The organism is Gluconobacter sp. Dm-73, assembly GCF_018256215.1.
In the GTDB taxonomy this organism is placed as follows: Bacteria; Pseudomonadota; Alphaproteobacteria; order Acetobacterales; family Acetobacteraceae; genus Gluconobacter; species Gluconobacter cadivus.
In genome coordinates this window covers 308062-322369 of record NZ_JAERLW010000002.1, presented here as the reverse complement: position 1 = coordinate 322369, position 14308 = coordinate 308062, and the positions used below count along the sequence as shown (strand labels likewise).

At 58.5% G+C, this 14308-nt stretch carries 9 protein-coding genes, 1 tRNA gene and 1 pseudogene; 7 read left to right on the top strand and 4 right to left on the bottom strand.

Annotated features, from left to right (window positions below; all coding sequences use genetic code 11):
• Positions 1 to 757, bottom strand: a pseudogene (locus tag JK176_RS03435) (hypothetical protein); the annotation flags it as partial.
• Positions 758 to 1152: 395 nt separating this feature from the next.
• A tRNA-Cys gene (locus tag JK176_RS03430) sits at positions 1153 to 1226 on the bottom strand.
• Between the two features lie 156 nt (positions 1227 to 1382).
• Here JK176_RS03430 and JK176_RS03425 point away from each other — a divergent pair.
• The 4 genes from JK176_RS03425 to JK176_RS03410 are packed head-to-tail and all read left to right on the top strand — an operon-like array spanning position 1383 to position 6984.
• Positions 1383 to 2840: a TolC family outer membrane protein gene (locus JK176_RS03425; protein ID WP_194262009.1), complete on the top strand. Its 1458-nt coding sequence runs from the start codon at positions 1383 to 1385 to the stop codon at positions 2838 to 2840.
• A 29-nt stretch (positions 2841 to 2869) separates the two neighbouring features.
• Positions 2870 to 3388, top strand: coding sequence for a DUF2497 domain-containing protein (locus tag JK176_RS03420; RefSeq protein WP_211586387.1), 519 nt, complete (start codon positions 2870 to 2872; stop codon positions 3386 to 3388).
• A gap of 55 nt (positions 3389 to 3443) precedes the next feature.
• Positions 3444 to 6110, top strand: a complete 2667-nt coding sequence (locus tag JK176_RS03415; protein ID WP_211586386.1) for a valine--tRNA ligase — start codon at positions 3444 to 3446, stop codon at positions 6108 to 6110.
• The gene (locus tag JK176_RS03410; RefSeq protein ID WP_194267698.1) at positions 6103 to 6984 is read left to right on the top strand and encodes a hypothetical protein; all 882 of its coding nucleotides are present in this window, start codon (positions 6103 to 6105) and stop codon (positions 6982 to 6984) included. The genes JK176_RS03415 and JK176_RS03410 overlap by 8 nt, the downstream gene beginning before the upstream one ends.
• Here JK176_RS03410 and ilvD read toward each other — a convergent pair.
• Positions 6962 to 8818, bottom strand: a complete 1857-nt coding sequence (gene ilvD, locus JK176_RS03405) for a dihydroxy-acid dehydratase (RefSeq protein WP_211586385.1) — start codon at positions 8816 to 8818, stop codon at positions 6962 to 6964. The genes JK176_RS03410 and ilvD overlap by 23 nt on opposite strands.
• 152 nt (positions 8819 to 8970) lie before the next feature.
• Here ilvD and JK176_RS03400 point away from each other — a divergent pair, with 152 nt between their 5' ends.
• The 3 genes from JK176_RS03400 to JK176_RS03390 all read left to right on the top strand — a co-directional run bounded on the left by JK176_RS03400 (position 8971) and on the right by JK176_RS03390 (position 12976).
• Positions 8971 to 10914, top strand: coding sequence for a CocE/NonD family hydrolase (locus JK176_RS03400; protein WP_211586384.1), 1944 nt, complete (start codon positions 8971 to 8973; stop codon positions 10912 to 10914).
• Between the two features lie 73 nt (positions 10915 to 10987).
• Positions 10988 to 11542: a peptide-methionine (S)-S-oxide reductase MsrA gene (gene msrA, locus JK176_RS03395; protein ID WP_211586382.1), complete on the top strand. Its 555-nt coding sequence runs from the start codon at positions 10988 to 10990 to the stop codon at positions 11540 to 11542.
• Positions 11543 to 11593: 51 nt separating this feature from the next.
• Complete coding sequence (locus tag JK176_RS03390; RefSeq protein ID WP_211586380.1) at positions 11594 to 12976, top strand: DUF2252 domain-containing protein; 1383 nt, start codon at positions 11594 to 11596, stop codon at positions 12974 to 12976.
• Positions 12977 to 12979: 3 nt separating this feature from the next.
• On the opposite strand, the gene JK176_RS03385 is transcribed toward JK176_RS03390, so the two are convergent.
• On the bottom strand, positions 12980 to 14293 hold the full coding sequence (locus JK176_RS03385; protein ID WP_211586379.1) for an AAA-associated domain-containing protein: 1314 nt from the start codon (positions 14291 to 14293) through the stop codon (positions 12980 to 12982).
• Positions 14294 to 14308 lie beyond the last annotated feature (15 nt).

The following is a 14308-nucleotide window of genomic DNA, read 5'->3' as shown; positions in this document are numbered from 1 at the left end:
CAGCCTCTATGGTCGCATTGAAACCGATATCCATGAACGCAATCTGCGGCCTGTAACCAAGCGCCCAGAGCGTCTTCGCCTGTTTTCCGCCCGGGAGTGTGACAGTGTCAGAGTTGGGCTTGTAAAAAATGGCGTCACTGATCAGCTGGCCTTCTGGTGTCGGCGTGTAATCCGTGGTGGGCACATTCGGCGTGATGTAGGGACTCATCCCGATCTCAATGGCTTCAGGCCCTGCGGCTGCCGACTGGGCAATAAACGCCTGGACATCTGCTTCAGGTGTCGTGGAGGCAATATCCCCAGCGCCATCTTTCCAGCCAAGCGACAGCATGGTCGCGGCCCCTGAATTGAGCCAGTAGGCCACACTGCGTGTATCGGCGAGTTTGGGAAAATTCGAGGTTTTGAGAAGGCCCTGAATATTGGTCGTGGTGGTCATCAGCCCGGCCACAGGTGACGGGCTGCAAAGCCTAGTCCCCAACACATAATTCGTGTCGATATCGGACATCTGCAGTGGTCCGGTCGTCAGGACGCGCTGATTGATAATCGGGTTTTGCAGTCGGCCATTTTGGGTGTCTGCTTTCTTCCCCAGCCAGAACGCAACCGAGTTATCACTCCCAGCGGAAGGCACGATATCCCGGAGATTTCCCGTCTGGGTGTAGGTTTTCCATGTTGGCATGCTCTGGGCAAAGGCATGGGAAGCAGCAAGCAGTGACCCCGCAAGAAGCAGCGGAAACAGTCGTATTGTCGGGACCTCAGCCACGTTGCTCAGCAAGGGTGGGCGCCATCTGGAGATGACGATTTTTCGGGCCCGTGTAAAATTCCGGGTCATAAGACGGTCCCTGTTCTTCAGCTGCAGAGGATTGGCGAGGCCAAAGAAGATGTTACGCTCACAGGCACGTCGGGTTTTTCAGGACATCCAGTTCGACCCATGACCCCGCACGGTCGCCTTGTTCCAACATATCCGTTCATCGGCCGCGTCGACAGATGACGACTCGCTTGATAAGCCCATGAAGGATTGGTCACAGAGTCACCGCCCGATCTCTCAGGGCATAGTCTGCGCAAAATGCCGGTCCTAAGGCTGGCAGAGGCGAATGTTTTACCTTGAAGCTAAAAACCAGCTAAAGGTTAACCATTTGTTTGTGCTGGAAGTGTCTCTGGAGGTCCGGGCGGGAATCGAACCCACATACGCGGATTTGCAGTCCGCTACATCACCATTCTGCCACCGGACCTCGACGGAGACAGGCGCTATATCCCTCTTAGAGCTTGGCGGGTCAAGACCGATAATTGATCTGCAGAAGGATTTTTCTTCTGCCTTCGAACAGGCTATTAAGGACTGATTCACATAACGCTGTGATATAATGCAGACTTCAAGAGCAGGAATTCTCATGACTTCAGGATGCAATGGCGCGACGAAACTGACGGCCCCGCTCGGGCTTGGTCTACTGTCGCTTCTCCTGAGCGGAACTGCTCTTGCACAAAAATACGATGGCAGCGGCTCACCGAATTTCATTCCACATACCCTGCAAGAAGCGCTTTCAACAGCTTACCTGACCAACCCGACACTTCGCGAAGAACGAGCGCATCTGCGAGCAACTGACGAACAGGTTCCAACTGCACTCGCAGGTTGGCGTCCGACCGTTCAGACGGGCATGAATCTGACTTATTATGACGGAAGCACGAATTACGCTTCAAGCGGCGGATATCTCGGCAGTTCTCGACGCTACCAGACACCCGGCTACACAGGGACCGTCACAATCACCCAGCCGCTTTATCAGGGCGGAAAAACTGTCGCCGGCGTTCACGCTGCAACAAACCAGATCATGGCTGAGCGCGCTCATCTGATCCAGACAGAGCAGGACGTCTTTACCAATGTCGTCGAAGCCTATGTCGGCATTATTGAAGACGAACAGCTGCTGCAGATCGCGATCAACAACGAGCATGTTCTGCAACAGCAGGTCGAGGCAACTCAGGAGCGTTTTCACGTCGGTGAAATCACTCGAACAGATGTTGCACAAGCACAGGCTGCTCTCGCAAGCGCCACAGCCGAACGACAGCAGGCCGAAGGAACGCTTCAAAGTGCTCAAGCAACATACCTTCAGGCTGTTGGGATTGCAGCATCTCCAAATCTGGAAGCCCCCCAACCACTTAACCTGCCCGTACACAGCGAGCAGGAAGCCGTTGGTGTCGCAGTCCAGAACAACCCTCAGGTTGTAAATGCACTCTTCACCGAGGCGCAGCGCAAGGACAACGTCTCTGTCCAGATTTCCCAGATCATGCCGAAGGTATCCGCGAGCCTGAACTATCAACGTTCCGTCAATCAGGCCTATGGCGACTCTCTTCAGGACAACAAGTTCGGCGAGATCGAATTTTCTGTTCCTCTTTACCAGGGCGGATCGGAATACGCCTCGATCCGAGGGGCTCGTCAGGATGCCCAGGCTGCTCATCGGGAAGTTGACGTACAGCGCAGAGCCGCTCTTCAGAAAGCAGCATCAAGCTGGCAGCAGATGGTAGCTTACAAACAGTCCATTTCCAGTGATCGCATGGCCATTTCGGCAAACGTCATCGCGCTGGATGGCGTCGAGCGGCAGGCTCTCGTCGGAACGAGCACCACTCTTGCGGTTCTTCAGCAGCAGCAAACCCTGCTCCAATCCCAGAGAACGCTCGTTCAGCATCTTTCGAACCTCGTGACATCTTCATACGCTGTCGCTGCATCGATCGGACGTCTGACAGCGGTAGATCTCAAGCTGGGCGTCCCGCTTTACGATGAAAAAGCCTATTACAACGCCGTCAAGAACAAGCTCTGGGGCATGAGCGACTACGCGATCAACCAGCCCGGCCGATAATTTCAAGCAAAACGGAATATCCGAAATCCATGACTTCTTCTGATTTGAACCAGCACGACACTCATGACGGCGAAGCGATGACGGATGTTCTGACTTCCATCCGGCGCATTCTTCACGACGATCCCGCTCCGGCTGCGACAACCGAGGAAACGCAAAGCGTGCCAGCACAGGAAGAAGAACTCACGCTCGACAGCTCCATGATGGTCGCGCCGCCAGCTGTAACTGCGGTACCGTCTTCGACAGCTTCGCCATCCTCTGACGTGAAGACCATTCCTCCCGCGGATGCCGAGCAGAGCAAGAACGATCTCATGAATGCCCAGACAGTCGCTGCGGCAGAGCGCTCTCTCGACGAACTGCATGCAGCGTTCAGCGGAACGACTCCTCTGGCCTCCGATACCGTCATTAGCCGAGGAAGCGGTCTGACCATTGAAGACATGGTTCGCAGTGAAGTACGCAGCATGGTCCGGACATGGCTGGATGCACACCTGCCGTCACTGGTTGAAATTCTTGTCCGTGCAGAAATTGCCCGTCTGCGTCCACGGGAGTAAGAAGGGCGGTGGAAGAGCATTCTTCCGCCTGCTGTACTGACTGTCCTGGATAACCATGCTCGAAAAAAGCTTCGTCCCCGCCGACCATGAAAACGCCCTCTACGATGCGTGGGAGAAAAGCGGCGCTTTCCGGGCTCACCCCGACAGACCCGGTGAGCCTTTTTCGATCATGTTTCCTCCACCAAACGTCACGGGAACGCTTCACCTCGGTCATTCGCTGAATTTCGTCCTTCAAGACATGCTGATCCGCTGGAAGCGTCAGGAAGGCTTCAACGTCCTCTGGCAGCCCGGAACAGATCATGCCGGAATTGCAACGCAGATGGTTGTTGAGCGTGCCTTGGACAAAGAAGGCACCAGCAGGACCGCTCTGGGACGCGAAGGTTTTCTCGAACGGGTCTGGGATTGGAAGCATGAATACGGTGGCACCATCGTTCAGCAGCTTCGCAAACTCGGCGCATCTGCGGACTGGGAGCGTGAACGCTTCACAATGGATGAAGGACTGTCACGCGCGGTCCGTAAGGTTTTCGTCACTCTCTACAAGGAAGGGTTGATCTACCGGGATCGACGACTGGTCAACTGGGACCCGAAATTCCGCTCTGCCATATCGGATCTGGAAGTAGAGAACCACGAGACCAAAGGGTCAATGTGGTACATTCGCTATCCGCTGGAAGACGGCCGGACCATCACTGTCGCCACGACGCGCCCGGAAACCATGCTGGGCGATGTTGCGGTTGCCGTTCATCCAGACGATGAACGTTATGCCGACATGATCGGGAAAACGGTGATTTTGCCGCTGACGGGACGTCGCATTCCCGTTGTTGCCGATCTGCATTCCGATCCGGAAAAAGGCACGGGTGCCGTCAAGATCACACCCGCCCATGACTTCAACGATTTCGAAGTCGGCAAACGTCACGATCTGCCGGCCCCCACAGTTCTCGATGAAACAGCCTGCCTCTGGATCGAAGAAATCCGGCCTGAATTGCAGGATATTGACGGACTGGCTTCGGTCGCATTCGTCGAAACCCTGAATGGCCTGAGCCGTGAAGAAGGCCGCAAACAGGTCGTCGCCGAACTTGAACGCCTTGAATGGCTGGAAAAAATCGAGCCGCACAAGCTTCAGGTTCCCCATGCAGAACGTGGCGGAGCCATTGTCGAACCGCGCCTGACGCTCCAGTGGTACTGCGATGCCAAGACGCTCTCCGGTCCTGCGGTTGAAGCCGTCGAAAGTGGAAAGATCGCCTTCGAACCACGCCAGTGGGAAAACACGTTCCATGCCTGGATGCGCGATATCCAGCCTTGGTGCATTAGCCGTCAGCTTTGGTGGGGGCACCGCATCCCGGCCTGGTACGGCTCAGACGGTAAGGTTTACGTTGCTGAAAATGAGCAGGAAGCTCAGGCTCAAGCCGGTGAAGGCGTGAAGCTCTCACAGGATGAAGACGTTCTGGACACTTGGTTTAGTTCCGCGCTCTGGCCATTCACCACGCTCGGCTGGCCGGACAAAACGGAAGAACTGGCGCGCTATTATCCGACCAGTGTGCTCGTCACAGGCTTTGACATTATTTTCTTCTGGGTTGCCCGGATGATGATGATGGGTCTGCATTTCATGGACGATGTTCCGTTCCGGACTGTCCTGATTCATGGGCTGGTTCGGGACGAAAAAGGGCAGAAAATGTCCAAGTCCAAAGGGAATGGTCTGGACCCGCTGGATCTTGTTGCCGAGTTCGGAGCGGATGCGACGCGCCTTGCGATCTGTGCAGGGACGGGGCCGGGGCGGGATATCAAGCTCGGGCGCAAGCGGGTTGAGGAACATCGCGCGTTCATTACCAAACTTTGGAATGCCGCTCGTTTCCTTGAAATGAACGGAGCGACACCGACGGAAGGCTTTGATCCGGGCAGCGTCAAGAGTGCGCTTGGGCGCTGGATCCTGACGGAATCCAACGATGCGGTGGCTGAAGCTGGACGCGCGCTTTCGGTCTATCGTTTCGATGAATATGCCAACTGCTGCTACCGTTTCGTCTGGAGCCGGTTCTGTGACTGGTTCGTGGAATTCTCGAAGCCCGTCTTTGCTGCGGAGAACGCAGAGACCATCGAGCTGCGGGCCGTTAGCGCGCATGTTCTAGGGCTGATCCTGCGCCTGATGCAGCCGGTTATTCCGTTCGTGACAGCCACGCTGTGGAAGGAACTGGGCTATGCGGGGGCTTTTGAAGATAGCCGCTGGCCGGAACCTATGCAGGTTGAGCAGGCAGATGCGGCCCGTTCGGAACTGGACTGGGTTATTCGTCTGATTGGTGATGTGCGGACCGTGCGTTCGGAAATGAACATTCCGCCTTCGCAGAAAGCGCCGCTTCTAATGCGGGATGCGACTGCGGAAAATCTGGGTCGTGCCCAGACTTGGGCGGAAGCCATTGGCCGGATGGCGCGGGTTTCGGAAGTTGGCGTTGTTGGAGAGGATGCGCCCCGTAACGCGGCACAAATCGTTCTGGACGAAGCCACTGTTTTCATTCCGCTCGAAGGGCTGATTGATCTGGACGCGGAGCGGGCACGTCTCGCCAAAGAAGTGACCCGGATTGAAGGCGAAATTCTCAAAGTAACGCGCAAGCTGGATAATGCGGACTTCATCGCCCGCGCCAAACCGGAGGTCGTGGAAGAAAATCGGGACCGTCTGACGTCATTCCAGAGCGATCTGGATCGCCTCAAAGCGGCTCTGGGGCGCCTTGCCTGACTTAAAAACCTCAGCCTGTCTTGGCGCGGTCACTCTTGCTTTTGTGGCGGGAATGGCGGCAGCCCAGGCACTGCCGGAAGGCCGCAGCCTCGAGAATGCCGTTATAGCGGGCGAGCATCTCGATGTTTCGGTCTTTCGGCCTGCGTCCTGCCAGATCCGGGCCATCCTGATCGTTCTGGCAGGAAAAGAGCGGAACAGCGCGACATATCGTGACGACACCATTCCGTTGGCCAGACATGAATGCAGTCTGGTGTTCGCACCTTATTTTTCCATATCCCGTTTTCCCGTCCAGCAATATCAGCGCGGGGGTTTTCCGGTCTCACCACAGAGTATGGTTCCCGCCGCCCTGTATATGAGACCGCTGGAACAGTGGGCCCGCAACGTTTCCAATGAGCGACATGTGCCAATTATTCTGGTCGGGCATTCCGCAGGGGCACAGTATCTGGAACGGGTTGCGGCTTATGCTCCGGGGGAAGAGGTCATGACGATCATCATGAATCCCTCTACCTATGTCGAACCGGAGACGAATACTGCTGTTCCGTACGGCTTTCGCAACTGGCCCGAAGCGGCCAGTTTGCCAGATCTGCGGCGTTATCTTTCAAGCAATATTGCCGTCATTCTGGGCGCTGAGGATACGGAAACCTCTTCGGCGACTGAACATCTGGCCGCAGCGGCGGAACAGGGGCGCAATCGTCTTGAGCGGGGGCAGTGGGCCTATGCGCAGGCCCGGGAACAGGCCGACAAGCTCAATGTTCCGTTTGGCTGGACGATTACGCTTGTCCCCGCAACAGGGCATGCTTCCGCCAAAATGCTGGCGTCCGCCGAATTGCAGGACGCCGTGGAGAGTGCGATCAGGTCCGCGTCTTCACGATGATCTGAGACAGATCGCGGACGGCGCCATGGGCTGCGCTTGTGGTCATGGCGGCATAAGCCTGAAGGGCTTTCGAGACCACGCGTTCCCGGTTGGGCGTCCACGCATCTGCGCCGCGCGCATTCATGCGCTCCCGCCGATCGGCGATATCGGCATCCGAAACGGCGAGATGCAGGCCGCGGTTGGGGATGTCGATCTCGATGCGATCGCCGTCCTCGACCAGTCCGATCAGGCCGCCTTCGGCGGCTTCGGGAGACATGTGGCCGATGGACAGGCCCGAGCTTCCGCCTGAGAAACGGCCATCCGTGATGAGCGCGCAGACCTTGCCCAGACCTTTGGATTTCAGATAGCTGGTCGGATACAGCATTTCCTGCATGCCGGGCCCACCCTTGGGGCCTTCGTAGCGGATGACCACGACGTCTCCGGCCACGATGCGGTTGCCGAGAATGGCGGCCACGGCATCGTCCTGACTTTCGAACACGCGCGCCGTTCCCGTAAAGGTCAGGATGCTGGCTTCGACACCGGCCGTTTTGACGATGGCACCGTCTTCGGCGAGGTTACCGTAGAGCACGGCCAGACCGCCATCCTGCGAGAAGGCATGTTCCTTGTCGCGCAGAACACCGGCTTCACGGTCCTGATCCAGTTCGTGATAGCGGCTGGACTGAGAAAAGGCGTGGACGGTCCGGACGTTTCCAGGAGCGGCCTTGAACAGATGGGCGGCTTGCGCATCCCCGTTCAGAATGTCCCACTTTTTCAGCGCATCGCCGAGCGTGGGCGCATGAACGGTCGGGACGCTCGTATCGATCAGGCCCGCGCGGTCCAGTTCACCCAGAATGGCGGGAATGCCGCCTGCGCGATGGACGTCTTCCATATGAACGTCGTTCTTGGCCGGGGCGACCTTGCACAGATTGGGCACACGGCGCGAGAGGCGGTCGATATCGTGCATGTGGAAGTCAACGCCGCCTTCGCTGGCGGCGGCCAGAAGATGCAAAACCGTGTTGGTCGAACCGCCCATGGCGATATCGAGCGTCATGGCGTTCTCGAAAGCCGCACGCGTGGCAATGCTGCGGGGCAGGGCGGAGACGTCGTCCTGTTCGTACCAGCGGCGCGCCAGTTCCACGACAAGACGCCCGGCGCTCAGAAACAGTTCGCGGCGGTCGCTATGCGTGGCGAGCAGGGAACCATTACCCGGCAGAGACAGCCCCAGAGCTTCCGTCAGGCAGTTCATGGAGTTGGCGGTGAACATGCCCGAGCACGAGCCGCAGGTCGGGCAGGCCGAGCGTTCGATCTGCTCTGATTCGCTGTCTGAGACTTCCGGATCGGCCGCAGCGACCATCGAATCAACCAGGTCCAGCTTGCGCGTCACACCCGGGCCGTTGAGCTTGCCGGCTTCCATCGGACCGCCTGAGACGAACACGACAGGGATGTTCAGACGCATGGACGCCATCAGCATGCCCGGCGTGATCTTGTCGCAGTTGCTGATGCAGACGATGGCATCCGCGCAATGGGCGTTGACCATGTATTCCACGGAATCCGCGATCAGCTCACGCGAAGGCAGGGAATACAGCATTCCGCCATGGCCCATTGCGATGCCGTCATCGACTGCGATCGTGTTGAATTCCTTGGCAATTCCGCCGACTTCCTCGATCGCAGACGCCACCAGACTGCCCATATCTTTCAGATGGACATGGCCGGGGACGAACTGCGTAAAGGAATTGGCAATGGCGATAATGGGTTTGCCGAAATCGCCATCCTTCATACCCGTTGCCCGCCAGAGCGCACGGGCGCCCGCCATGTTGCGGCCGTGAGTGGTGGTGCGGGAGCGATAGGCAGGCATGGAACAGACTTTCATGACGGAAGAAGGCCCTGATCCATAGCGAATCAAACGCGCGGAAGCCAGTGCAGGAAAGATATGAAAACCGGAGCCTGCTCCTCTTGCCCGAAAGTCTCCGTCCGGTCCAAACTCGGAACAAAGATCAGGAGCCCTTTGTGAGACGTCATTTTCTGAGCCTCGGCACAGCTCTGGCCGTAACCTGTCTGTATGCAGCGCAGGCCGCCGAACCCACTTCCAGCCTGCCGGTCACACCGGACATGATCCAGACCGGCAGCGATATTCCTGCCCATGTCAGCATGCCACCGGTCGATCGCGACTATATCAAGCGCGACGTCATGATTCCGATGCGCGACGGGATCAAGCTCCATACCGTCATCGTCATTCCCAAAAACGCCAAAAATGCGCCGATGCTTCTGACGCGCACGCCCTACAATGCCAGCGAGCGCGCCAGCCGCGATGCGGATGCGAAAACCATGCGCGCGCTCCTGCCACAGGGAGACGACGTGTTCGTGGATGGAGGCTATATCCGCATTTTTCAGGATATCCGCGGCAAATACGGCTCACAGGGTGACTACGTCATGACGCGGCCCCCGATCGGTCCGCTGAACCCGACGAAGACGGATGACACGACTGATGCGTGGGATACGATCGACTGGCTGGTCAAGAATGTGCCGCAGGGGAATGGCCGCGTTGGCATGACCGGGTCGTCCTATGAGGGTTGGACGGTCGTCATGGCGCTGCTGGATCCGCATCCGGCCCTGAAGGTTGCCTCTCCGGAAAGCCCGATGGTGGACGGCTGGATGGGCGATGACTGGTTCCATTACGGCGCATTCCGCCAGCCCAGTCTGGATTATTTTGCGGGGCAGATGGCGGCCGCGGGCTCCGGCGTTTCGCTCGACCGCCCTGATGCGGACGACTACACGACGTTCCTTGCGGATGTTTCCACCGGCAATTTCGCGACGAAAGCCGGGCTGGACCAGTTCCCCTGGTGGCGCCGCACGAAAGCGCATCCAGCCTATGACGCCTTCTGGCAGGATCAGGCGCTGGATCAGCTGATCGTGAAAAAGCCGCTCAAGGTTCCGACCATCTGGGAACAGGGACTGTGGGATCAGGAAGACATGTGGGGCGCGATCCATTCCTGGATGAACCTCAAGGCACACCACACGCAGGTTCCGAACATTCTCGTTATGGGGCCGTGGCGCCATAGCGGCGTGAATTATGATGGCTCCACGCTCGGCCCGCTGCATTTCAATGGCGATACGGCGCTGTGGTATCGCGCCACTGTCATGCGTCCGTTCTTCGACCATTATCTGAAAGACGCGCCCGATCCTCATCTGGACGAAGCCATCATCTACAATACCGGCGAGAACCACTGGGACCACTTCCGCAACTGGCTGAGCGACTGCGGCACGTCGTGCATGCAGAAGGGCGAGCGCCTGTATCTCCAGCCGGATCATGGTCTTGCGTTCAAACGGACCTTGCCCGGAACGGACAGCTATGTGGCCGATCCGGCGCATCCGGTGCCGTTTGTCGAGCGTCCTTACATGATGGACGGCGATCCGCGCTGGAAGCCCTGGCTTGTGTCGGATCAGCGCTTTGCCGAAAGCCGCCCGGATGTCCTGACCTACGAGACTCCCGTTCTTGATGCGCCGGTTCGGGTTTCGGGCGTACCGACGGCAGATCTGTTCGCTTCGACCACCGGAACGGATGCAGACTGGGTCGTGAAGATCATCGACGTCCAGCCCGGTCATACGCCGGACAACCCCAAAATGGGCGGGTATGAACTGCCGATGTCCATGGATATTTTCCGTGGCCGCTACCGGCAGAATTTTGCCCATCCTTCCGCCATTCCGGCGGGACAGGTGCAGGAATACCACTTCACGCTTCCGGCCATGAACCATGTGTTCCTCAAGGGGCACCGGATCATGATCCAGATCCAGTCGAGCTGGTTCCCGCTCTATGACCGCAATCCCCAGACCTTCGTGCCGAACATCTTCGACGCCAAGGCGCCGGATTACCGTGCGGCCACGCAGACCATCCACCGGGGCGGCGACCATGCCAGCGCCGTCTGGCTCCCCGTCGTCACGGCAGCACCGTAATTCATTCAGTGAACTCGTCAGACAGGTTCGGCCTCCCCATATGGGGAGGCTGTCCTTTTAATGGAGCATCATCATGACGACCCCGCCTTCCAGCCTGTCCTCCATTCTCCTTGGCGCAGGCTGCTTCTGGTGCGTCGAGGCCGTCTTTACGGGCCTGCGCGGCATTATTTCCGCTGAGCCGGGCTACGCTGGCGGCAGTGTTGAAAACCCGAGCTATGAAGACGTCTGCACAGGCCGGACGGGCCATGCCGAAGTTGTGAAAGTCGTGTTCGATCCGGCTGAAATCGGGTTGGAGGACGTACTACGCGTGTTCTTCACGACGCACGATCCCACACAGCTCAACCGTCAGGGCAACGATATCGGTACACAGTATCGATCGGTTATTTTTGGCGACGCCGCCCAGCAGGCCACTGCCAGCAAAGTTCTGGATGAAATTACTGCGGAAGGTCTGTGGCCGGAGCCGATCGTCACCTCCATTGAGGGTCCGGCCCATTTCTGGCCCGCTGAGGAAAAGCATCACGATTATTTCGCCCGCAACCCGCAGACCGCCTATTGTGCGGCCGTCGTGGCGCCCAAGGTTGCCAAGGCGCGCAAGCTCTATCGGGATCGTCTCAAACAGCCGGACTGACAGGCGCGAGGTGCTTTGTCATGAAGCATTTTTCGATTAACGTGACAAACCATGACAGAAACTCCCGCCTTTCCCACGCTCCGTACCCGTCAGGCCCGCTACGCAGCGGGCGTGGCACTCCGCAAAACCGTCAAGCGCAGCAGCCACGCTCTCTGGGCGCCTCCAGCCACACGGCCCGATCCGATCGGAATTCTGCTGGAGCAGGGAAAGAGCCGGATTGCGGACCTGCTTCCCATCCGCCATCAGCGCATGAAAGCCTCGCCCTTCGCATTCCTGCGTGGTGCCGCGGCCATTATGGCCTCGGACCTGTCCTTTACGCCCTCAACCGGGATCCGCGTTCAGTCCTGCGGGGACTGCCATCTGGATAATTTCGGCTGCTACCCATCTCCGGAAGGGCTGCCGGTTTTCGATATCAATGATTTCGATGAAACGGCGCCTGCGACCTTCGAATGGGATCTCAAACGTCTGGCGACCAGCCTTGTTCTGGCCGGGCGCGAGGCGTCCCTGTCTGAAAAGCACTGTCGCCGTCTGGCCGTTTCCGCCGTCCGACAGTATGTCGAAGAAATTGCGCGTCTGTCGGAATTGACGCCGCTTCAGGCCTGGAATGTGCGGATTGATCTGCGGGCCGTCATAGACGGCATCAAGGACAATACGACGCGCACGGGCATGATGGAGAAAATCCAGTCACAACTTGGGGCCATTTCCGGTCATTTCGGAATGATCGACCCCAAATCCTCGGTACGTCTGAAGGAGCACCCGCCCTTCGTCACGCGCCTGCCGCAGCATAACGATATCGTCCGTGGCGCCTTTGCGCGCTATGTCAGCGATCTGCCGCCCGAGCGCAGGATCGTGCTGGAACGCTATGCATTGCAGGACGTGCTGTTCAAGGTTGTGGGGATTGGCAGCGTCGGGACGTTCTGTGCGCTCGGACTCTTCACGACGGCAGATCATGAGCCGCTGATCCTTCAGATCAAGGAAGCCCAGACATCCGTGCTTGAGCCCTTTCAGGGCGCTGTGGACCTTCCCAATCACGGGGAGCGCGTCGTGACGGGACAGCGGATCATGCAGGCCAGTTCGGACACGTTTCTGGGCTGGACCCGGACCACGGGCAAACACACAACGTCCCAGACGGGCCGCAAGGCTGGCGGGGGTCGGGATTTCTATGTCCGTCAGACCAAGGATGTGCGCCTGGCCATGATCGGCGAGAAAATCGAGAACGCTCTTCTGCCCGAATATGCGGCGTTATGTGGACGCGCGCTCGGACGGTCGCATGGCCGATCCGCCGATCTTTCGCTGCTGGCGGGTTATCTGGGGAAGGGCCAGTCTTTTGCCTCCGCCATCGCCGATTTTGCGGTTCGTTACGCCGATCAGAGCGAAAAGGACTGGAAAGCCTTTACCAAGGCGATTGCGAACAAGCGCGTCTGCTGTGCCTGAGGTTTACTCCTCGTTTTCCAGATGGAAGCGGTCGGACTCTTCGTCGTAGTCGAAGAGTTCGGCATAGCGGGCCCAGCCGATCGCGGTGGTGAGGGTCTGGCGGGCGTAATCGGGCGACATGCTCTCTTCCATCGCTTTACGGAAACGTGCGGCGTCCACGACATGGCTTGAACGCTCGTCCAGCGTGCCGCGGATGGAGCGGAGCAGAGGCAGATGATGCAGCAATGCCGTCCGCATCAGGTCCTTGCGGGTGTCGGAATCGCCTTCGACGAAGGCCTGACCATCGGGCGTAAGCAGGATGTCGCCATCTTCCAGTTCCGCCAGATCCAGAAGCTGAAGAGACTCTCCGAGCGGCAGCAGGTCATCGAGCGTCATCTGAAGCCGTTGCGCCAGTTCCGGCAGATCCGCACGGCCGGACAGCGGTTCGCTTTGCAGGACTTCCATCAGCCCGACCAGAACCTCCACGGCGAGGTCGGGCAGGACGATGGAGAAGGGTGGCAGACTTTCACCGGAGCCGGAATTCGACTGCACCAGCTCTGCTTCAGACACGATCGGAGCACGGCGGGTCATCAGCGTGTAGATCTGGTCCACGAAGCGGCGGAAATCCTCGTCCTCGCGATTGCGCGGATGGGGGAAGGGCACCGCAATTTCGTGTGTAACGCGGCCGGGGCTGGAGGAGAAAATGAGGATGCGGTCGCACATCAGGACGGCTTCTTCAATCCCGTGCGTCGCCAGAAGCATGGCCTTGAGGGGCAGGCGTTTTTCATCCCACAGTTCAATGAGGTCGGTGCGGAGGTTTTCCGCACTCAGCATGTCCAGCGCCGAAAACGGTTCGTCCAGCAGCAAAAGCGACGGCTGAAGCGCCAAGGCTCGGGCAAAAGAGACGCGCTGACTGAGGGCGTCTGACAGTTCTTTCGGATAGGCGTTTTCGTAGCCTTCAAGCCCCATAACCGCGATGGCGGCATCGGTCATGGCTTCGCGTTCTGCCTTGGGCAGACGGCGCATTTCCAGACCCAGAGCCACGTTCTGCCGCAGCGTCAGCCAGGGAAAAAGCGCACCGGACTGAAAGACGGTCGCCACGCCATCCAGCGGGCCGGTCACGGGCGTGTCCTGCCAGAGCACCTCTCCCGACACCGGCGGCGTCAGTCCGGCCATAATCCGCAGCAGGGAGGATTTCCCGGATCCGGAACGTCCGAGAAGGCCGAGGATTTCTCCCGTTCTCACATCGAAGCTGATGTGATCGAGCACGACCAGATCCGTGCTGCTCTCCTTGAGATAGGTCTGGCGACATTCGCGAAGGGACAGGAGGGATTTCATGGATCTGGAATTTCA